Genomic DNA, 20,459 nt, shown 5'->3' with positions numbered 1-20,459 from the left:
TCTTGGTCGTCGAGATCATCGAGGATGACAAGGAGGTCGGATGCGTTGGGATCACCAGGACGGAGGCATGCAAGGGCCCACAGAACCCTTCGCCTAGTCCTCTCACGCTCGCGGAGTAAATCGCAGGTCATTTAAGCCTCCTTTTCACAAAGCAGGGCGGTGGTTATGGCGTGCCGCCTTCGGCGGATGGCTGGCGTGAACCGAGCCGTGGCAAGCCACGTCTCGTCCCTACGGGCGTCCATCCCACACGCCTGCGCGCTCCGCTTGCCCGATACTCGCAGCCAAAGGAAAGTCTGGCGCAGCGATCCTGAAGCCGGGGCGGGTGTTAGCGTGCCCTACGCACAGGACAATTACTTGTGGAGCTTACTAAAGCGACTCGATAGCGCTGCGGCTTCGGTAGTTTCCCAAGCTTCAGGATCAGATGTAGCGTTGAACATCGCCCATGCCCTCCACAGGAAAAATGCGGCAACCAAGCTCGACTCAATTACTGCAAATACCGTAGTGGTATACATATAATCCGAATTTTCTCCAAACAAGAAAAGCACTGGGAATATCGAAGCTATCCAGCCGGCGACGAAAGTTAAGCAAAATGCGATGGTCGCAGTGACCGTCAGGAAAAGCGGGACTTGATATCTATACTGGGTTGCAAATGATTTCTCGCCGTTTTGCTTCGCTAGGCCGTACAAGATGCCTGTGTTTTTTTCCTTGTCATTACTTCTTTTGAAAAGTCCATACAAAGTTACGTTTTCGCCGACTTCTAACTCTTCGTAAAGCTTATTCGATACTTGCAAATTCGGGATAACTGCACCATCAATGCTGACTTTAGCTTTATGTCCGCCGTTCATTCGATCAACAGATCGAACGTAGTCAACTTTTCCTGAAACTTTCACGCAATCGAACTTCATCACTCACTATCCCTGCCATCGCTCAAAAAAGTGGATCTGGTTCTTGCCAAGACGTCGCTCAGTGACTATTGCAGGCGGGCTCACGCTGGCCATAAACGCCGGACTTGATGAGCGCGTCTCCCATCGAGACGTCCCTGGCCGTGTCTTAGGTGCTGCTCTGATGACCAATCCATCACCAATCCAGACGTCGCCGCTATGATCAAACGACTGCTTGGCAAACCATATGTCACGATAATATCACTATGATCTGTTTATCGAAACACGCTTGCCGTGGCTCTATCCTCAGTTTTGAGGATCCGACTCATGCATCTGAAAGAAGCGCTGGCAGGAGCATTGCGTGGAGCTCGTGCTCATCAGGGGTTGAGTTACGAAGAGTTGGCGGGGGCAACGCACAGAACGTACGTGGGGAAGCTTGAGCAGGCCCGAGCGAACGCGACGTTGGAGAAACTGGACGAGATCGCTGACTATCTAGGCCTCGACCTTTTGACTATGGTTACTCTCGCCATTGCGGCTCAGGGTGACGAGCTCCCTTCGCAAGCCCTGCAACGTACTGCCTTGCGAATCAGGGAATTCGAGATGTCCGGAGGGTGGCAGTTGGTAGAGGAGCAATTCAGTGATGGAAAGCTCATCAAGCGCTCCCAGGGAAAGCCTAAGCAGCCGCTTTATGCAGATTACGTTCGAGCCCTGAAAGCGCAAGGTTTCGACAGGAAAACAATCGCTGAAAAGCTTGGCATTGCCAGAAGCACAGTCCAAAAATATTGGAATACATAAACCTCCAGGTTATCGCGACCCCTCTTTTTCTACGTGATGTGTTTCGTGCTCATGGCTGCGGTGTATCCTTGGGCAAGGGTAGGCACTTGTGGTGTTGCCCATAACGTAGAGAGCAGGTTCGGATGGCTGAAATAGTGGGGATATTTGGTCGGTGAAGCACGTCAGGCTGATCCGCCATGGAGAAAGCGCGGCCAACGCAGGCCAACCCAGCCTTGATCACGCGAGCATCCCTCTTACCCCAAAGGGGGTCGAGCAAGCGCGCCAAGTGGCAGGGTCATTCGCTCAAGCCCCAGATCTGATCGTTGCCTCGCCGTTCTCCCGAGCGCAAGCAACTGCAATGCAGACAGTGGCTGCTTTCCCTTCAGTGCCGTTTGAAATATGGCCCATTCACGAGTTCACCTACCTTGAACCTGCACGGTGTATCAACACGACCGTTGCCCAGAGACGAGCTTGGGTGGAGGGATACTGGGCCAAGTCAGACCCAGCGTTCACGGATGGTGAAGGCGCCGAGTCATTCTTGGACTTTATATCTAGAGGTCAGTCTTTCTTAGATAGACTTGCAGAGCATCCTGCCCAGGACATCGCCGTGTTTTCACATGGGCAACTCATCAATGCGGTGGCTTGGCTGATTGAGTGCAGGCCACAGAAGATTGACGGTCAAGCTATGGCCGTATGGCGAGAGTACGAGATCACTCACCACGTGCCTAACTGCTCTGGTTACAAGCTTACCAAGCACCCAGACGATGCCGGCTGGAGAGTAAGTCCTGAGGAGTTGCGAGTTGGCGTAACTCAACGCGTACCAGGCAGATCCTACCAAGCGTTTCGCGTTCCCGAGCGCGTGCTGATTGAGGAGCGGGCCCAGGCCCTATCGGCTGCAGGCTACCCGCTGCCAGACGATGATCCGGCTATGTACGCTGAGCAAAGGCTACTCGAGGCAAAAGAGGCTGCAGGTTTATTACCCTCGCACTCTCCTGGCAGAAAACTGTAGCGGGAGTGCGAAGAGGGCAGGACTTTAGCGAGAGGTGTCACCTGGCTGGAGACACCTCCTCCACGTTCAACGACGAAAAATGCGATTTATCAAGATCAACGCTGCAGCACCAATCGCGAGGGCGGCGACTGGTTTTTCTTTAACGAACGTGGATACGCTATTCAGTGTATCGCCATAGGTTTTAGTCAGCTGACCAGCCGCTTGATGTCCCGCACCTTCAGCTTCCATCTTCGAATCACCAATTAGTTTCCCGACCGTGCTCTGCGCCTTGCCGGCCAGCTTTTCTGCTACACCTTCAACTTGTTCGCTCTTCATGATTCATCAAACCTTTGCGTGAGAGTGGGGAGCTCCGAACCGCGCTAATCGGGCGGCTATCAGCACGACATTAGGGACATGCGCATGATGATTAGTTCAATGGTGATGAGCTGTAGGCCAGTTTGGAAAAGCGCCTACACGTTTAAGCCTATTGCTATGCTGTTGCTCCCAACATGGAGGTGAGCCAAATGCAGGGTGAGTATTCCCTATCAGATGTACTGGAAAGGATGTACCAAAACCAGCTGGCCCTTGAGGCTGCGCTCATGGAGCTGACCCTCCAGGTGGAAGCCCAGGGACATGCGGAAGTCGGCGACAACGTCCGTGGTGCGCTTTACACAATTGGTGAGAACGCTGGTCATATCAAACAGGGGCTGGCCCGGCTCAAAACACTCCCATGAACCAGCCGCTTTTCGATTTTGATCTCAAACGCGTTTCCCGCACGCACTACATCACTGGCAAAGCTGCGATCAATTTTCCAGATCCAGGTAGTACAACGGGAGGATGGCATTTCCTGTCTTACTTCGACCGAAAATCCGGCGTGGCCAAGGTGTCCTTGGCAGGTATTCATTATCCAGATACGACCGATTTCTTTGGAGACGCTGGACTCATCGACGTAACCGACGAGCTTGCGATGAGAGGCTGGTCAGAAGACGGCAAAAGGCTGTTCATGGCGGATCACTACCGTGCCGCAGCAGACATGATTATTAAGTGGGCGGTAGGTGACGCCAAACGCTGCAACGTCGAAATCGCTGATTGGTTCCCTTCAACATGCGAAAGGCAGGGATTGTTGGTGATGTTGGATTTAGGGAAACCGGTGCTTTTACGTAGAGGAAGGTTGCAAAAAATGGAAGCTTGGCTTCGCTCGCAATGACCACCGCAAGTCTGCGTGTCTGTTCCTTCTTCCGAATGCCCTCTGAACAACTGCTTTTGTTGAGCACCGCTTCCCAAGCCTTGCAGCAAGGAGTAGCGTAGCGATTACTACATATCGAGTAGATATTCCTACATGAAAAATTGGCTCGCATTGATCCTTGGCTTACCCACCGCCAACGCCACCGAGCGCATGCGAGCCTGGCGTGCCTTGAAAGCTTCAGGTGCCGCTGTACTCCGTGACGGTGTTTACCTGCTCCCTGATACCAGCGCTTGCCGCGAAGCTCTGACTTCTGTCGAACGAGACATATTGGCCATCAATGGCACCGCCTACCTCCTGCCTGTAGTTGATCCCAACGGTGAGCGCTTTATCGAGTTTTTCGACCGCAAGGATGACTACACCAAACTTGGTGGAGAGATCGAAGGCTGCCGTGAGCAGTTGAATGCTGAAAATGCGCTGGCGACGACCAAACAAATCCGCAAGCTGCGCAAAGCCTACGATCAGATAGCGAGCATCGATTACTTCCCAGGTGAACCAAAGCACCAGATTGATGCGGCTCTACAGGAGTTAGAGACGGCAGTCAGTAGAGCCCTGTCGCCGGATGAGCCGCACAGCAGTAATCAACCGATATCGGTACTCAATCTCAGCGATTATCAGGGCCGTATCTGGGCAACGCGTAAACGTCCCTGGGTCGACCGGCTCGCCTGTGCCTGGTTGATCCGCCGCTTCATCGACCCGCAAGCTCAGATCGTCTGGCTGAACACTCCACAGGACTGCCCAGTCAACGCCTTGGGGTTTGATTTTGATGACGCAACCTTCAGCCATGTTGGTAACCGCGTCACCTTTGAAACCCTACAGGCCAGTTTTCAAATCCAGATACAAGGTCTAGGTCGCATTGCTGCCCTTGTGCATTACCTCGATGTTGGCGGTATTCAGCCGGTGGAGGCTGCCGGGATTGAGCGGGTGCTTGCTGGGCTGCGAGAGACCATTTCCGACGACGACCAACTTCTGGCTGCCGCGAGCGCCATCTTCGACGGCCTGCTCGCCGGGTTTGTGAAAGAGGAGCAACCCAATGAGTAAAGTTATGGCACCAGAGGTTGAAGCGAATCCGTTGAGGCCTGAACAGATTAGTCTGCGTGAGGCGTTCTGGTTCTGGTTGAAGCTCGGTTTCATTAGCTTCGGCGGGCCTGCGGGCCAGATCTCGATCATGCATCAGGAGTTGGTGGAGCGGCGACGCTGGATTTCAGAACGCAGATTTCTACATGCCCTCAATTACTGCATGTTGTTGCCAGGGCCCGAGGCTCAGCAATTGGCGACTTACATTGGTTGGCTGATGCATCGAACGTGGGGAGGCGTGATCGCCGGCGCGCTGTTTGTACTGCCCTCACTATTCATCCTGATCGCGCTGTCGTGGATGTACATCGCGTTCGGCGAAGTACCCGTGGTAGCCGGACTTTTCTACGGCATCAAGCCCGCCGTGACGGCCATCGTGGTGCAGGCGGCGCATAGAATCGGCTCTCGGGCACTGAAGAATAATTGGCTGTGGGCGATAGCAGCGGCTTCATTTGCCGCCATCTTTGCATTCAATGTTCCGTTCCCGCTGATCGTCTTAGGGGCAGCGTTGATTGGCTATTTCGGGGGGCGAATGGCACCCGAAAAATTCAGAGCCGGTGGCCATAGCGCCGCCAAAAAATCCTTCGGCCCGGCCTTAATCGATGACGACACGCCGTCCCCCGAACATGCTCGGTTCAGCTGGTTGAAATTGGCCTCACTCGCACTGATTAGTGCCGTGCTATGGGCTTTGCCGATGGGTGTTTTGACCGCGCTCTTTGGGTGGGAAGGAACCCTGACCCAGATGAGCTGGTTCTTTACCAAAGCTGCATTGCTGACCTTCGGCGGGGCTTATGCCGTACTGCCGTATGTCTATCAAGGCGCAGTCGGTCACTATGGCTGGCTAACCCCGACACAGATGATCGACGGCCTTGCGCTGGGGGAAACCACGCCAGGGCCGCTGATCATGGTGGTGGCTTTCGTCGGCTTCGTCGGGGCCTATGTCTCGCAAGTGTTCGGGGCTGATCAGGTGTTTCTGGCCGGAGCTGTCGCAGCTGCCCTGGTGACCTGGTTCACCTTCTTACCTTCGTTCCTGTTCATCCTTGCGGGTGGCCCTCTGGTTGAGTCGACCCACAACGAACTCAAGTTCACTGCACCGCTTACCGCCATCACCGCCGCCGTAGTTGGGGTGATCCTCAATCTGGCGTGCTTCTTCGGGTATCACGTGCTTTGGCCGAAAGGCTTCAGCGGTAACCTCGACTGGCCCTCTGCATTGATCGCCATCGCAGCCGCAATAGCATTGTTCCGCTTCAAGCGCGGCGTCATTCAGGTACTGATGGCCTGTGCGCTCGCTGGTCTGGCAGTACATCTGTTGCGCTAGCGATCACGAGCGGATTAAACAGCGTCCGTCAGACACCCAGAGATCTGAAGTGACCAGCTCACACCAAAGCCCAGCCTGACGCTGGGCTTTGGCCATTTAATGGCAGTGGTAGTCGTTGGTTTTATGGTTGCGATGGCAACCTTTTGAATCAGTACCGCCGCTGTGTGCGAAGGCAGCAACGGACGTAATCGAAAGTAAAGCGGCGATCAAAATGGCGGACAGTTTCATCAGGGCTTGCTCCTTGCTCATATTTTATATCCGTGAGAGGTCTCACGCCCGGCAGCGTATGGCTAAGTGCCTTCACTGAGCAAGCTACTTCTCCGGAGACTCGATCAAAGGTCGAATGCTTATTTCTTGAGCTACTTCTGGCTCTGGTTTAGGATGAATTCATATCCCCCTAGGGGGGATATGAATTCATCTGAAAACGAGAAACTCGTAGTTCTTTTATCTTCGGGAAATCTCAGTAACCAGATAGTCGTACGCGCTTCCTTTTGAGATTTCTCATGCTGAAAATCCTAGCCAACCGAACCTATCGCCATCTTTTCCTGGCTCAGGTGATTGCACTCTTAGGGACTGGCCTTGCCACCGTCGCGCTCGGTTTACTGGCGTTCGATCTAGCAGGCGCCCAAGCAGGTGCCGTTCTCGGCACGGCGTTGGCTATAAAAATGACGGCCTATATTGGCGTAGCGCCCATTGCAGCGGCTTTTGCAGAGCGCCTGCCTCGCAGAGCCATGCTGGTCTCGCTGGATCTGGTGCGGGCGCTGGTCGCGCTTGCTCTCCCGTTTGTGACCGAGGTTTTGGCAAATCTACGTGCTGATTTTCGTCCTTCAGTCCGCATCGGCAGCGTTCACTCCAACGTTCCAAGCGACCATTCCAGACATCCTGCCGGATGAAGACGACTACACCCGTGCCTTGTCGCTATCGCGTCTGGCTTACGATCTCGAAAGTGTCGCGAGCCCGATGCTCGCTGCCGCGCTCCTGACGGTGATCAGCTTCCACAGCCTTTTCGCCGGCACGGTCATCGGCTTCCTCGCTTCTGCCGCCCTAGTCGCCACGGTGTTGTTGCCAAAGGCGAAGCAAGTACCACGACGCAGCATCTATGAACGAACTACTCGTGGCATGCGCATATTCCTAGCGACGCCCCGCCTGCGAGGGCTGCTGGCTCTCAACCTGACGGTAGCGGCTGCCAGTGCCATGGTCATCGTCAATACCGTGGTGATGGTTCAGTCGCGCTTCGCTCTGCCTCAAAGCTCAACGGCATTGGCGCTGGCTGCGTTTGGTGGTGGTTCCATGATCTCGGCCCTGGTCTTGCCTCGCCTGCTGAAAAACATCAAAGACCGAACGGCCATGTTGTTTGGCGGAGGAATACTGGTCGCAGGCTTGGCCGTCGGTATCAACCTGACCATCTACAACTTCCTGCTGCCGCTGTGGATGGTGCTCGGGGTGGGCTATTCGCTGGCCCAGACTCCAAGCGGTCGCCTGTTGCGTCGCTCGGCACATGCCGAAGATCGCCCGGCGTTGTTTGCCGCCCAATTTGCGCTGTCCCATGCTTGCTGGTTGATTACTTATCCACTGGCGGGATGGCTGGGAGCCAACATCAGCCTCACGGCGTCGTTTGTTGGCCTCGCCGCTGTGGCAGGCAGTGCACTACTGGTCAGCATCGTAATCTGGCGCCCAGTTCATGACCAGAAGTCGATCAAACACACCCATGAGAATCTGCCGGGCGATCACGCGCACATCGACGGCCAGGAAGGTGTGGATCACGAACATCCATACGTGATCGATGATCAGCATCGCCGATGGCCCAACAGATGATCGTGAGTTCCTAAGACTTGCTAAAGCTGGTGACCGGTATTCAGACAAGCAACCGTAGCGCTTGCAAAGCGGCAAGGTGGCCCGGATAGAACCAGTATCCCCATTGCCGTACCGGCCAGACCTTGAAAGTGAAGCTCTGACGCAGTAGCCAGAGTCCGATCAGCGGCGCCGCGAACGCGGTGCTCAAAGCCACCAATGAATAGACTTCCAAGTCCAGCGCTTTGATTACGATGCTACTTCGCGTATTGCTCATCAAGCATAGAACCGCAGGCAGCAGCCAAAGAACACCGGGGCCTTTGATTGCTATTAAGACAGCCGCTGGTACAAGTGCACCGTAGAAGCCGTACATAAGTGGATCATCCAGCACGTAGGCAATCGCGGCGGCCAATAACGCCATAGCGCTGCTCAACAGAGTGCGATGTTGCCATCCCCAGGCAATCACCAGCCCCAATGCCAGCGTCACCAACACGTTGAATGATCCCGAGGTGCTGATGTAGCGATAAGGCACTTCTGAAATGGCGGCGAATAACAGCATCAAGGCAAGATAACGACCGTTCGCAGCAGTCAGCAATTCACCCTGTTTGGAGCGCGCCACGTTGGCTGCAATAGCGACACAGAACAACGGAAAGGAAACTCTCCCCGGAATGAACAGGTTGCTCAACTCCGGCCACACCAACCGCAAGTGATCGATAACCATGGTCAACATCGCTAGCCACTTGATCAGATCTAGGCTACTGCTTCGGCTCTTGAGTGGGGAAAGCGGGTCAGTAGGCATCGTCATGCCCACCCCAGGGTGACGGCGGTCAGCGCGAGATAACGCACGCCCTTGGCCAAGGTGACAATCAGCAGGAAACTCCAGAGTGGCTCGCGCATGACTCCAGCGACGACTGTCAGCGGGTCGCCAATGATGGGCACCCAGCTCAACAACAGTGACCAGCGCCCGTAGCGCAGATAGGAATGCTGGGCTTTTTCTAACTTGCTCTCGCTCACGGGGAACCAGCGCTTGTGGCGAAATCGCTCAACAGAACGGCCCAGAAGCCAGTTCAGTGCGGAGCCAAGCACATTGCCAACAGTGGCTACCGCCAATAGCGTAGAAACGACGTACCGGTCGGCGAGCAACATCCCGACCAGCACGGCTTCAGACTGCATCGGCAATAACGTCGCGGCACCGAATGCCGCCACGAACAGACCAATGTAGCTCGTAAGTTCAAACACGAAAGACTTGCCTCAAGCGTTCAGGCCGATCCAGCCATGGAAACCCACGTACAGACCAACACCAATGATCAGCACGCTGGACAGGTACGGAGCACGACGAGCCACGGTGCCCAGCCAAGGCCAACGGTTGGAGGCCTGCTTAGCACCAATTGCCGCCGCAGCACCTACAGTGACCAAGGTGAGCGCCAATCCGATGCTGAAACACAGGACAAGCATGCCTCCCAGTGCGACTTCTTTAACCTGAAGACATAGCAACAGAACGGTAATGGCAGCCGGACAAGGAATCAGACCACCAGTCAGGCCGAACATGACGATCTGGCCCGTGGTGACCTCGCGATTGGTGAAGCGCTTGCGTATATCGTTGGCATGCGCACGTTCATGCGCATCCTGGTAGCCATCAATCGACAACTCTAAGCCTTCCAATTCGGAATGAGCATGCCCGTGATCGTGTTCCTGATACTGAAGATCGTAATCATGGGAGTGACCTGCATGCCCAAGACTCAAGCGAGCACTGAACTCATGTGGTTCCGGAATATCGACCGTCGACTCCAGGAAGCCGTCGCGCTCAACGAAAGAGAACGATTGGGTGCTACCGTCCGGACGAGTAGTCATCAGGCGAACATCTGAGGCAGCCCAAGCGTGCCCGGTCAGTGTCTTCAGGCGCCAGTGCGGTGGCATGCCTTCCTCGAAGATCGACAGCTCGATGCGGCCATGGCCGGTATCGATTCGATGGGTCTCATCATCATGACCATGGTCGTGCTCGCCGTGGTGATGATCATCACCTTGCTCAAACTTGAACATCTGCTCACCGCGCCAAGTACGCCAGAGCATCCAAAGCGCAATCACGATGATCAGTACAGAGGAGGCAAGCTGGAAGTACGGCTCAGTGGTTTGCGCGTCCAATCCTTTGCCCAGGTACATGCCGCCGATGGCGACCAACCACACCACTGCGGTATGCGACAACGTCGCGGCCAAACCTAACAAAACTGCCTGTTTGACCGAGCCACGGATGGCCACGATGAAGGCCGCCATCATGGTTTTGGAATGTCCCGGCTCCAGGCCATGTAAGGCGCCGAGCAGAATCGCGCTCGGGAAATACAGCCAGGCGTGAGCCCCGCCTTGTTGCAGCAGTTCAGCAAAATTGGGCATGACAGACCTAGAGGTACTTGGTGATTTGCTTGAAAGCTTCCAGTGGTGCGCGCTCGCCATTGCCTAGCGCCGAAACGGTGTCCTCCAGGCAGTGATCAATGTGATCCTGGATGAGCGTACGTTTGGCCTGGCACACTGCTTTTTCAACCGCATGCAGCTGCTGGGCGATGTCCACGCACTCACGACCCTCTTCGATCATGGTGATGATGCCGCGTAAATGCCCATCTGCCCGTTTGAGACGTTTGATGATTGCCTCATGACTCTGGTGGGTGTGGGGATGGCTGTGTTCGTGTTCGTGCTCACTCATGACTTGAGCCTCAGGCCTCAATGAATTACGCTGGCATCCTATCCCCCCCAGGGGGATGTGGTCAAACGCGTAAAAGCCCTATAAAACGAGTTGAAACCCTAACGCCATGTTCAGCAGAACACTGACAACGACGGTGGTAATCGCACTTGCTCTCGCCATGTTGGTGGCTTGGGCTGGGCATACCTATTCGTTATCTGTGGCGTCGAAACAGCCAGCCTGGGAGATCGCGCAAGATGCCCATCACTCCCACGGCGAAGAGGCTTCATCCAGCTACTCGAGCCTTTCAGATCACTACCATTCGCCATTGACCCCTGATCACCAGCACGAAACACCGCAACTCACAGCAGCGTTGATGCTGGCGACCCCCCTAATGCTATCCATCCGGGTCGATGCGCTTCGAGACTCTGTTCCCCTGCCGCCGATATTTTTGATCGAGCGTCCACCCCGTCCTTCGTTCGCGTCTTGACCTTGGCCGCACTGCGGCCTTCGATCTCTGCAACGTAGGATTGATCTATGCATTCGTATTCGATGAGCGGCGTCGGCGCGTTTACTGCGCCTTTGCACCGCCCCGTATTGCTGTTGTTTTTACTTGTCGCTGTACTTTTCCTGGGAATGCCCGAGGCGATGGCTCACGCCGTCGCGGAAGGTGACAAGGGCTTCATCCAGGAAAGCTCCGGCGTCATGTTGCTGCCTTTCATCTACATGGGCGCCAAGCACATGATGACGGGCTACGACCACCTCCTGTTTCTGTTCGGGGTGATCTTCTTCCTCTATCGCCTCAAAGACGTGGGGCTCTACGTCACGCTATTCGCTGTAGGCCACTCGGTCACGCTGCTACTTGGTGTGCTCACCGAGATTAGCATTAGCTCGTACATCATCGACGCCATCATAGGTTTTTCAGTGGTGTACAAGGCGCTCGACAACCTGGGTGCATTCCAGCGCTGGTTCGGTTTCCAACCCAACACCAAAGTGGCCACGCTGATATTCGGCCTGCTCCACGGCTTTGGTCTGGCAACCAAAATCCAGGAGTACGAAATCTCGCCTGACGGCCTGATTCCCAACCTCATCGCCTTTAACGTCGGTGTCGAGATCGGCCAATTGCTTGCCCTCAGCGCGATTCTAATTCTGATGGGGTTTTGGCGGCGCACTGGCAGCTTCTGGCGCCACGCCTATACCGCCAACGTCGCCATGATGAGTGCCGGTTTCCTGCTGATGGGTTATCAGATCACTGGCCTGTTTGTCTCTACGTAAGGAATTCTGACCATGTTCAATACTCCGCTTCCCACTGTTAATGAATTACCTACCACTCGCAAACTGGTGCGCTCGACTGTCATTGCAATGCTGGTTGCAGCCGGCCTTTTGGTGACCGTGGTCATGCCCTCGGAATACGCCATTGATCCGACAGGTGTGGGCCGGACACTGGGGCTGACCCAGATGGGCGAACTGAAGATCACTCTTGCCCAAGAGGCGTTGGCGGATGCAGCTCCACCTCAACCAGCGGCTTCAGCCCCGGCTCCGCAGGTTGCGCAAGTCCAACCGGTGGCTCAACCAGTGACTCAACCGGTTGCGACACCTGCCCCTGCGTTAAAGACGGATCAAATGACCGTCACGCTCAAGCCAGGTGAAGGGACAGAAATCAAACTGGAAGTGCTGAAGGACAAGGCTGTCAGCTATGAATGGACAGCGGCAGGTGGGCCTGTGAACTACGACACTCATGGAGAGCCTTACAACGGCGAAAAGGGGTACTTCCACAGCTACAACAAGGGCAAGCAAGTCAAAAGTGATAAAGGTGAGTTCACCGCCATTTTTGACGGCACCCATGGCTGGTTTTGGCGTAATCGCAGCACTAACGACGTGACCATCACACTGAAAACCAGCGGCGATTATTTGGGCGTCAAACAGTAATCAGAAGCAGCGATGGCTGTGCTACGGCAAGAAACGCAGCGTGCTGCTTGACCACATGTCATTCAATTTCATCCATTTTTGAAGAGTATTCCAATGAAAACCCCAACAACCATGATCCGTTCGATGCTCCTGATCTGCTTCCTTGGTTTGATGACGGCCTGCGGAGGCGATGAAAAAGACGCAACTTCTGAGATCGCTGGGCACGGCCATTCACACGAGTGACGCCGTAAATAAACAAGGCCGCATTGCGGCCTTGTTCCTCAAAGAAGAGGCACGGGAGTTTTCTTTTATTCTCAGTCAGCAGGCCAAGCAGGTAAGCGGATCTCAAAGGTCGTATAGCCTCCTCCGGAGACACACTCAACGGCGCCATCATGGGCGTCAACCAGTGATCTGACGATTGCCAAACCTAACCCCGCGTTGTTCGTAGCACCCTCTCTACGTGCAGGATCGACTCTGTAAAAACGGTCAAACAACCGGGGCAGATGTTCTCCAGCTATTTCCTCGCCGGGGTTCTTCACTGACAAGCTGATTATGCTACCCAACGACTCGATTTTTACGGAGACAGTGCAGTCAGGAGGGGTATACCTGAGCGCATTAGAAAGTAAATTCGAGATCATCCTATCCAACATCGTACCGTCACCATAGACCGCGCCGTGTCCGGAGACTTGTAGCTTTACTCCGGTGTCTTCTGCCAGCAACTGGTAATACTCGAAAAGTTTTTCGACCACCGAACGCAACTCGACTTTCTCTTTGGCAGGTAGAACCAGACCGTTGTCCGATTTTGCTAAGAAAAGCATGCCGTCAATAATGCTGGAGAGTCGGTTCAGATCCTCCAGGTTTGAATAGAGATTCTCTTCATAAGTGTCCGGTGCACGTTTCTTTGAAAGGATGACTTCGGTGTGTGTACGCAGATTGCTGATAGGGGTTCGTAGCTCGTGCGCAATATCGGCTGAAAAGTTGGACAGCCGAACAAAAGACTCTTCAAGGCGAGCAAGCATGGCGTTGAAAGAAGAGACAAGGCTCTCAAGCTCACGAGGCACCGAGTCCATCGGGATGCGTTCTTTCAGCGAACCGGCTGACATTGAGGCCGCGACTTGCGTCACCTGTGCGACCGGCTTTAACCCGCTGCGCGCCACCAGCCACCCTAACGCTGCGCTGACCAGAGCGCTGATAGCCAGCCCAATGACCAGCCACCAACGCAAAGTTTCAACGAAGTGCATGTGACTGGTGATATCCATACTTAACCATGCGGTTAGTGGCTCAGCTTCATTCACTAAATGAACTTGGGCCTTCATGCCTCTATACGTATGGCCGCCAGCCGTCCACTCCAACAAACCTTCCCCAGCCTCATGAACCGCAGCGGTAGGCTGTGCAGTTCCGTTGGGAGTAGCGAAGATCGTCCTCCCTCCGTTGGTGACAATCGATGCTGAAAGCTCCTGATGGGCGCCCAGCAGGGCTTGCAGTTGTAACACCACTTCTGAAGAGTCTACGGAGCCGGCCTCGCCATCCATGATTTGCCGAATGGATACGAGCTTTTCCGTCATCGCTTGACGGTCGAGCGCTTTGAAGTGATGTCTACTAAAAGCATCGAAGGTAAAGCCTGCTACAACCAGCACGGCTACCACGGCACAGACAAACATCATGCTCAAACGGAAGGTAAGAGATACACGCTTCATTCAGTATCCGGCGCATCTAGCATGTAGCCCATTCCCCTGGTGGTCTGAATCAGCTTAGTGTCGAAATCATCATCGATTTTGGCCCGGAGCCGGCGAATTGCTACTTCGATCACGTTGGTATCACTGTCGAAGTTCATATCCCAAACCTGCGATGCGATCAGTGATTTTGGCAGGACTTCCCCTCTACGGCGCATAAGGAGTTCTAGGAGGGAGAATTCTTTGGCGGTGAGGTCAATGCGTCGACCTGAGCGGGAGGCACGTCGTTTCAGAAGATCGACCTCCAGATCGCCGATTTTGATAGATGTTTGGTTGGGTACGGCGGAACCACGGCGGAGCAAGCTTCTGACGCGAGCAAGCAATTCGGAAAATGCAAAGGGTTTGACTAGGTAATCGTCCGCTCCTAGTTCCAACCCTTTGACCCGGTCATCAACCCCGTCCCTGGCTGTCAGAAACAAAACAGGAACTGAGTTCCCGGCTATGCGGACAGATTGAATGACCTCCCAGCCGTCCAGGCCGGGCATCATTACGTCCAGGATCAGAAGGTCATAGGTCTCATTTAACGCATGGTGCAACGCCTCTGTTCCCGTAACAACTCGGTCGACAGTGAAGCCAGCCTCCACAAGACCCTGCTGTAGGTACATTCCGATTTTGGGTTCGTCTTCTGCGACCAAGAGTTTCATGCACGGGCTCCGGTTTGCGGTGTTCTAGTGTGCTACCAATCTGACATCTGTGCGCAAGCTTACGTAAATGTAATTGCCTCAACAGCCCACGGATCGCCCGATGCCACGACAGGTCGGTGTGTGATGGGTTGGATGGAGTGAATTGGCAGGCGGCTTACAAAAATGTAATCAGCGATTTGAGCTTTTTGCGCTTAACCTAATTCCAACCACTGTGGAAGCATGACGGCTGGCCCAAGGCTAGGGGGCTTGCAGAGCAACCGCATACTAAAACGCTACGAGGTGCATCGAATGTTCAAACGAAAGCTATCGCTCGCCGTGGGCTTGATGATTTGTGCTGTCGCGCAGGCGGCTGAGCCGCTCACAATCGATGTGCATCGTGACGCGAACTGCGGATGCTGCAAGGAGTGGGTCAAGCACCTTGAATCGAATGGATTCAAGGTGGTCGACCATGTTGAAAGCAATATGAGCGCTATTAAGCAGAGCTTAGGAGTGCCGCAGGGACTCGCGTCATGCCATACGGCTGTTATTGACGGCAAGTTCGTAGAGGGGCATGTCCCTGCGGAAGAAATCAAGAAGCTGAGTGGCCGCTCAGACCTCGCAGGAATTGCAGTACCAGGCATGCCAGCAGGCTCCCCCGGCATGGACTACGGCCAGAATCATCAACCTTATCAAGTATTGGGGCTCACCAAGGCAGGTGCGCAAGAAGTGGTCGCTGACTACCCCTCGAGCCGATAGTTTTTACCTAGTCCTGAGCGTCCATAGTGACGCTCAGATCTGGCTCATGAATCACCCTTGAGCCATCTCGATTGAAGGGCTCAACGTTCCTAGCCATGCCACCAAGAAAACGATGACAACTGCACAGGTCGATTCGAGCATCACACTTTTTCTCAAGGCAGTTGCTGCCAGAGAATAATCCCCAGCCTTCAAAGAACGTTCAAGTGAGGGACTCAGGTAGAAACGATTGAGTGCAGCAAGCCCAATCATCCCAGCGAAAAGCAGGACTTTCATCAGCAGGAGAATGCCGTAGGTGCTAGTTACGAGTTCGATTACTGTCGGCCCGACAATGAAGAGATAATTAGCGACGCCAGTCATTATGATTGTGCCAACAATAAATCCACCCGCTGTTTCGAATCCTTTAAGCGCTCGTGACAGCACTCTTACGAGTTGCTCCGGATTAGCCCCTTTAATCCTCAACATCAGGCCAAACGCCGCAAGAGCTCCGATCCAGCCCCCAGCGGAGAGGAGGTGCAGAATATCAGCTGCAAAGTGCCAGAACCGCTTAGTACCTTCGTCCATTGCCCCATGACCTGTCCAAGCAAGCGTGGACAAGGCGATGCTGCCTGCCAAGGTAGCAACCCAGAGACTCCCTGTTGGCCATCGCTTGCTCTGACTTGCGACAAAAATCACCACTGCCAGCGAGATCATGCGCGTCACCCAGCTATAGCCGATCTCAGTCTCGTACAGCATCATTTCCAGATGAGGCCGCAGCTCGTCCCAGTCGGAGGCGCCGCTCATATTGCTTGTGATAATCATGAAAGCTGCTACGGACAAAAGCATGCCTATAGCAGCGGTGCCGGGCAGTATCCACCCAAAATGCAGCACCGCTCCGGACACGCGCTCTTTACCCCGAAAGCTGTACAGTCCAAAGACCGCCAGGCCGAACAGGAGCATTAGATCCAGATAAAGCGCGAGGCGCAGCGCCACATTCAATGGGTCGCCCACGCTTATTTCACTTTGAAAGTAACGCTGCCGGTAATCGGATGGGTATCGGAGGAGACCGCTCGCCATTCGACTTTGTAAGTACCAGCGGTGAGAGGAGAGGCCGGGGTCAAGATCATGGTTTTAGGATCGGTACTGCCAGACACGCTGGCTTTCATGGGCATAGGGGAGTGTGACATGCCAGGCATTTCCGTCATGACCAACTTGGCCCCGGAAAACTGAGTAACCAGGTTTTCGGAAAAATGCAGTTCAATCTTCGCAGGAGCTGGGCCGCTCTCGCCTTCAGCCGGAGTTGAAGACAGCAGCTTCGGGTGAGCTTGGGCAACTGCACTGAGCAGCAGGCTAGAAGAAAGAGCGACGGCCACAACACAGGATTTGAATACGGACATGCAAGGCTCCTCACAGCGCGAAGCTGTTGTAATGAGGTTAGATAATTATTTAGTACCGCTAACTTTGTTTCAGAACCACACTCGGACGCCGAGCACTAGGCGTGCTTCGTTGTTATCTTCGCCTTCCTCGCGGGCATAGTCTGCGGTTCTGCCATAAGCCCGATTCCAAGTTACACCGACGTAAGGTGCGAATTGCGGGCGGATTTCGTACCGAAGCCGCAAACCAACCTCACTTTCAGACAGCCCTGAACCGACCCCGCGTTGAGGATCGTTTTTGCCATAGAAATTGAATTCTGCCGTCGGTTGCAGAATCAGCTTATTGGTAAGGAGAATGTCGTAGTCACCCTCCAACCGAGCAGCGGTCTGGCCACCTTCACCCAGATAAGCAGTAGCCTGGGCCTCGAAATTGTAGAGAGCCAGGCCCTGAATACCGAAAGCAGCCCACGTTTGTGGGTCGCCTGGTTTGAAGTCTTGACGAACCCCACCGACTAAATCCCACCAAGGGCTAATGGAGTGGCCCCAAAGTGCCTGAACCTCTGCTTCTTCAGTCTTCCCATTGGTGCGCTCACCTTCGGAGCGCAACCATAGCCGATCAACATCTCCCCCTATCCAACCTTGTGCTTCCCAGTTCAGCGCGCTTCCATCGTCAGCATCCTGCCATTCCAGTTTCTCAAATATAAAAAATGAGTTGATTGCAGTGTCATGAACTTCATGACCACCAGGGGCGTTATAGACTGCGGCTCTGTCAGCATCGGTAAGTGGTGGTATCGGAGTCCGGCTTTGAGTTAGTGGTTGCTTGGCGGGCTGCATACCCTCCATTTTGCTGTGATCCATGCCCTGCATCTGGCTGTGATCCATGCCCTGCATCTGGCTGTGATCCATACCCTGCATCTGGCTGTGATCCATGCCCTGCATCTGCCCAGCGGCCACCCCCTGGCTAGACTCAGCAGCTGCCGGCAAGGCAACACCAGCAGTGAGAGCGACCGTGAGTACAGCCGAGTGCATGCGAGTCCCGCTTAAGAAATTACTCATAGCCATCTCCTTATTCCTCCACGCGCACTTCACGGAACATGCCCATTTCCATGTGGTATAGGAGATGGCAGTGATAGGCCCAGCGTCCCAGCGCATCTGCAGTCACCCGGTAGCTGCGCTTTGATCCTGGCGGCATATCGATGGTGTGTTTGCGGACAAGGAATTGCCCGTTTTCATCTTCAAGGTCGCTCCACATCCCATGCAGGTGGATGGGGTGAGTCATCATGGTGTCGTTCACAAGAACGAACCGAACTCGCTCGCCATACTTCAGTTTTACCGGCTCGGCGTCTGAAAACTTCACGCCGTTGAAAGACCAGGAAAATTTCTCCATATGACCGGTCAAGTGCAGTTCAATAGTGCGACTTGGCTCACGGCCATCTGGATCCTCAAACGTGCTTTTTAGATCAGAGTACGTCAGCACCTTTCGTCCATTGTCGCGAAGGCCCATGCCAGGATCATCGAGCTTCGGAGAGGTCGACATTGCTTGCATGTCGACGAGGGGATTGTTGGACTCTGTGGCTGGGTGCGACTGCATTTCTCCCATACCATTCATGCCGCCCATGGACATATTGCTGTGATCCATTCCCTGCATGCTGGACATGCCTTGCATAGCACCAGAGCTATCTTTCATGGCTCCGCCGTCCATACCTGACATACCCTGCATCGAGTCGTCTCCCATACCGGCCATTTTGCTGTGATCCATTCCAGCCATATCGCCCATACCGGCCATCCCACCGTGATCCATACCGGCCATACCCATGTCGGCCATGGTGACTAGAGGACGAGGGTCTAGCGCAGGCACTGGAGCAGTCATGCCAGACCGGACAGCCAAGGTGCCTCTGGCGTAACCCGACCGATCCATCGACTGCGCAAACAGTGTGTAGGCCTCTTGCGTGGGTTCGACGATCACGTCGAAAGTCTCGGCAGTGGCGATCCTGAACTCATCCACGCTTACCGGTTTGACGTATTGGCCATCAGCGGCCACAACAGTCATCTTCAAACCTGGAATTCGTACATCAAAGTAGGACATGGCTGAACCATTGATGAACCTCAACCTGAGCTTTTCGCCAGGTTTGAAGGTGCCAGTCCAATTGGAGTCCGGAGCCTGTCCGTTCATCAAGTAGGTGTACGTCGCACCACTGACGTCCGCAATGTCCGTAGGATTCATCTTCATCTCGGCCCACATCTTGCGATCAGCGACGGTCGCTGACCAACCTTTGTCAGCCACGTCATTGATGAAGTCACCCACTGTTCGCTTATGGGTGTTGTAGTAGTCCGCCTGTTTCTTCAGTGTTTTCATCAGCGAAGCAGGATTTTCATCAGTCCAGTCACTAAGCATCACCACGAGGTCGCGGTCATACTCAAAAGGCTCAGGCTCTTTGGCATCGATGACCAGTGGGCCGTACACACCAACCTGTTCTTGGAAGCCGGAGTGACTGTGATACCAGTACGTTCCGTTCTGCTTGACCTTGAACTGATAGACGTACGTGCCATCAGGCTCAATTCCATGGAAGCTAAGGCCTGGAACACCGTCCATGTTTGCCGGAAGGATAATTCCGTGCCAGTGGATAGAAGTCATATCCTTGAGGCGGTTCTTGACCCGCAAGGTCACGGTATCGCCCTCACGCCAGCGCAGCTGGGGCCCAGGAATCCCGCCATTTATGGTCATGGCCGTCCGGGAGTTCCCAGTGATATTTACCGGTGTTTCTCCGATGAAGAGGTCAAACTCTGTACCTGACAAGACATTGGCATCGCCCACTCTAGGGGCGGCCCAGATAGGGGTATGCCAGAGGCCTAAACCACCGAGAATCCCGCCTGCGGTGAGTCCTTTCACAAAGGTGCGCCGAGAGGTTTTGGCTTGCATACCGATTCATGTCCCGTCAGTCGGATGTTAGATGTGCGCACTGGGCGTGCCCCTAAGGGCTAACGCTAGACGAGCTAGTGCGCTTGATGTATCGGAAGATGCCATAAGCCAGCAAACGGGGTGATTACATTTCAGTAAGCTGGTTGGCTCAGCAATGGTGAGGCTGCTTTTCAGCCTTGAGCTTCTCTTGTGCAATATTTTCTTGCGCCTCAGCTCCGGGGGCAGACTTTCCGGTGGCCATTGCCGTCTCGCGAGCTCGTTCCATGCGCTCAACCGCACGGTCGCCGCCACCTTCGGCAAAGGCCAGGGACGATATAGCCAAACTGAGTGTAAGAATCACAACGTTGGTTGCTTTCATAGTGCATCTCCTTCAAGGAATTGACTCTCGATGAAACCAGAGAGTTTGAGCGTCAGCTCGATGAGGATGATG

23 protein-coding genes and 2 pseudogenes are annotated in these 20,459 nt (G+C 54.4%); 11 read left to right on the top strand and 14 right to left on the bottom strand.

Annotated elements, in window-relative coordinates:
• Positions 1–350 precede the first annotated feature (350 nt).
• Entirely contained in the window at positions 351–905 is a 555-nt protein-coding gene (locus HYI44_RS03765) for a hypothetical protein (protein WP_032894807.1), read from the bottom strand.
• A 303-nt stretch (positions 906–1,208) separates the two neighbouring features.
• On the opposite strand from HYI44_RS03765, the gene HYI44_RS03760 reads away from it, so the two are divergent.
• Together HYI44_RS03760 and HYI44_RS03755 are read left to right on the top strand one after the other, a co-directional pair.
• On the top strand, positions 1,209–1,676 hold the full coding sequence (locus HYI44_RS03760) for a transcriptional regulator (protein ID WP_032894808.1): 468 nt from the start codon (positions 1,209–1,211) through the stop codon (positions 1,674–1,676).
• Positions 1,677–1,827: 151 nt separating this feature from the next.
• Positions 1,828–2,436 (top strand): annotated as a pseudogene (locus HYI44_RS03755) (histidine phosphatase family protein); the annotation flags it as partial.
• A gap of 294 nt (positions 2,437–2,730) precedes the next feature.
• Here HYI44_RS03755 and HYI44_RS03750 read toward each other — a convergent pair.
• A complete protein-coding gene (locus HYI44_RS03750) occupies positions 2,731–2,979 on the bottom strand; it encodes a CsbD family protein (RefSeq protein ID WP_032894809.1) in 249 nt (82 codons plus the stop codon).
• 188 nt (positions 2,980–3,167) lie between these two features.
• Between HYI44_RS03750 and HYI44_RS03745 the strand changes: the two genes are divergently transcribed.
• From HYI44_RS03745 to chrA, 4 genes are all read left to right on the top strand, one after another.
• Entirely contained in the window at positions 3,168–3,377 is a 210-nt protein-coding gene (locus HYI44_RS03745) for a hypothetical protein (protein WP_032894810.1), read from the top strand.
• Positions 3,374–3,850 carry a hypothetical protein gene (locus HYI44_RS03740; protein ID WP_032894812.1) on the top strand — a complete coding sequence of 159 codons (477 nt, stop codon included), beginning with the start codon at positions 3,374–3,376 and terminating at the stop codon, positions 3,848–3,850. The genes HYI44_RS03745 and HYI44_RS03740 overlap by 4 nt, the downstream gene beginning before the upstream one ends.
• 132 nt (positions 3,851–3,982) lie before the next feature.
• Entirely contained in the window at positions 3,983–4,927 is a 945-nt protein-coding gene (locus HYI44_RS03735; RefSeq protein WP_032894813.1) for a chromate resistance protein ChrB domain-containing protein, read from the top strand.
• Complete coding sequence (gene chrA, locus HYI44_RS03730; RefSeq protein WP_032894815.1) at positions 4,920–6,278, top strand: chromate efflux transporter; 1,359 nt, start codon at positions 4,920–4,922, stop codon at positions 6,276–6,278. Before HYI44_RS03735 ends, chrA begins: the two co-directional genes overlap by 8 nt.
• Before the next feature lie 96 nt (positions 6,279–6,374).
• Here chrA and HYI44_RS03725 read toward each other — a convergent pair whose 3' ends face one another.
• Positions 6,375–6,527: a YHYH domain-containing protein gene (locus tag HYI44_RS03725; protein WP_223656464.1), complete on the bottom strand. Its 153-nt coding sequence runs from the start codon at positions 6,525–6,527 to the stop codon at positions 6,375–6,377.
• 254 nt (positions 6,528–6,781) lie between these two features.
• Between HYI44_RS03725 and HYI44_RS03720 the strand changes: the two are divergent.
• Positions 6,782–8,093: pseudogene (locus HYI44_RS03720) on the top strand (MFS transporter).
• A 40-nt stretch (positions 8,094–8,133) separates the two neighbouring features.
• Here the strand turns inward: HYI44_RS03720 and HYI44_RS03715 are convergent.
• From HYI44_RS03715 to HYI44_RS03700, 4 genes are read right to left on the bottom strand one after another with little or no spacing between them, the layout of a single operon-like run.
• Positions 8,134–8,868 carry a TraX family protein gene (locus HYI44_RS03715; protein ID WP_032897726.1) on the bottom strand — a complete coding sequence of 245 codons (735 nt, stop codon included), beginning with the start codon at positions 8,866–8,868 and terminating at the stop codon, positions 8,134–8,136.
• 2 nt (positions 8,869–8,870) lie between these two features.
• Positions 8,871–9,308, bottom strand: a complete 438-nt coding sequence (locus HYI44_RS03710; protein WP_032894818.1) for a YqaA family protein — start codon at positions 9,306–9,308, stop codon at positions 8,871–8,873.
• Between the two features lie 12 nt (positions 9,309–9,320).
• Positions 9,321–10,457 carry a nickel/cobalt efflux protein RcnA gene (locus HYI44_RS03705; RefSeq protein WP_032894819.1) on the bottom strand — a complete coding sequence of 379 codons (1,137 nt, stop codon included), beginning with the start codon at positions 10,455–10,457 and terminating at the stop codon, positions 9,321–9,323.
• A gap of 7 nt (positions 10,458–10,464) precedes the next feature.
• Positions 10,465–10,764 carry a metal-sensing transcriptional repressor gene (locus HYI44_RS03700; protein WP_032894820.1) on the bottom strand — a complete coding sequence of 100 codons (300 nt, stop codon included), beginning with the start codon at positions 10,762–10,764 and terminating at the stop codon, positions 10,465–10,467.
• Positions 10,765–11,277: 513 nt separating this feature from the next.
• Here HYI44_RS03700 and HYI44_RS03695 point away from each other — a divergent pair.
• From HYI44_RS03695 to HYI44_RS29265, 3 genes are all read left to right on the top strand, one after another.
• Positions 11,278–12,015 carry a HupE/UreJ family protein gene (locus HYI44_RS03695; RefSeq protein WP_032894822.1) on the top strand — a complete coding sequence of 246 codons (738 nt, stop codon included), beginning with the start codon at positions 11,278–11,280 and terminating at the stop codon, positions 12,013–12,015.
• Between the two features lie 12 nt (positions 12,016–12,027).
• Positions 12,028–12,669: a hypothetical protein gene (locus HYI44_RS03690; RefSeq protein WP_032894825.1), complete on the top strand. Its 642-nt coding sequence runs from the start codon at positions 12,028–12,030 to the stop codon at positions 12,667–12,669.
• Positions 12,670–12,762: 93 nt separating this feature from the next.
• Entirely contained in the window at positions 12,763–12,891 is a 129-nt protein-coding gene (locus HYI44_RS29265; protein WP_263868211.1) for a hypothetical protein, read from the top strand.
• Positions 12,892–12,962: 71 nt separating this feature from the next.
• On the opposite strand, the gene HYI44_RS03685 is transcribed toward HYI44_RS29265, so the two are convergent.
• Both HYI44_RS03685 and HYI44_RS03680 read right to left on the bottom strand, forming a co-directional pair.
• On the bottom strand, positions 12,963–14,345 hold the full coding sequence (locus HYI44_RS03685; RefSeq protein ID WP_047338274.1) for a heavy metal sensor histidine kinase: 1,383 nt from the start codon (positions 14,343–14,345) through the stop codon (positions 12,963–12,965).
• Positions 14,342–15,025, bottom strand: coding sequence for a heavy metal response regulator transcription factor (locus HYI44_RS03680; protein ID WP_032894827.1), 684 nt, complete (start codon positions 15,023–15,025; stop codon positions 14,342–14,344). Before HYI44_RS03680 ends, HYI44_RS03685 begins: the two co-directional genes overlap by 4 nt.
• 288 nt (positions 15,026–15,313) lie before the next feature.
• On the opposite strand from HYI44_RS03680, the gene HYI44_RS03675 reads away from it, so the two are divergent.
• Positions 15,314–15,760: a DUF411 domain-containing protein gene (locus HYI44_RS03675; protein ID WP_032894829.1), complete on the top strand. Its 447-nt coding sequence runs from the start codon at positions 15,314–15,316 to the stop codon at positions 15,758–15,760.
• Between the two features lie 51 nt (positions 15,761–15,811).
• Here HYI44_RS03675 and copD read toward each other — a convergent pair whose 3' ends face one another.
• The 5 genes from copD to HYI44_RS03650 all read right to left on the bottom strand — a co-directional run bounded on the left by copD (position 15,812) and on the right by HYI44_RS03650 (position 20,387).
• Positions 15,812–16,747 (bottom strand): copper homeostasis membrane protein CopD, encoded by a 936-nt coding sequence (copD, locus tag HYI44_RS03670; protein ID WP_225568829.1) that lies wholly within the window; start codon positions 16,745–16,747, stop codon positions 15,812–15,814.
• A 2-nt stretch (positions 16,748–16,749) separates the two neighbouring features.
• Entirely contained in the window at positions 16,750–17,133 is a 384-nt protein-coding gene (gene copC / locus HYI44_RS03665) for a copper homeostasis periplasmic binding protein CopC (RefSeq protein WP_032894831.1), read from the bottom strand.
• A 69-nt stretch (positions 17,134–17,202) separates the two neighbouring features.
• On the bottom strand, positions 17,203–18,048 hold the full coding sequence (locus HYI44_RS03660) for a copper resistance protein B (protein WP_225568984.1): 846 nt from the start codon (positions 18,046–18,048) through the stop codon (positions 17,203–17,205).
• A gap of 127 nt (positions 18,049–18,175) precedes the next feature.
• On the bottom strand, positions 18,176–20,029 hold the full coding sequence (locus HYI44_RS03655) for a copper resistance system multicopper oxidase (protein ID WP_032894833.1): 1,854 nt from the start codon (positions 20,027–20,029) through the stop codon (positions 18,176–18,178).
• A gap of 148 nt (positions 20,030–20,177) precedes the next feature.
• Positions 20,178–20,387, bottom strand: coding sequence for a co-regulatory protein PtrA N-terminal domain-containing protein (locus tag HYI44_RS03650; protein WP_032894835.1), 210 nt, complete (start codon positions 20,385–20,387; stop codon positions 20,178–20,180).
• Positions 20,388–20,459: the final 72 nt, after the last annotated feature.

This window comes from Pseudomonas sp. Y24-6 (genome assembly GCF_020295325.1).
Lineage (GTDB): Bacteria > Pseudomonadota > Gammaproteobacteria > Pseudomonadales > Pseudomonadaceae > Aquipseudomonas > Aquipseudomonas gregormendelii.
This window is presented reverse-complemented; position numbering and strand designations above follow the sequence as displayed.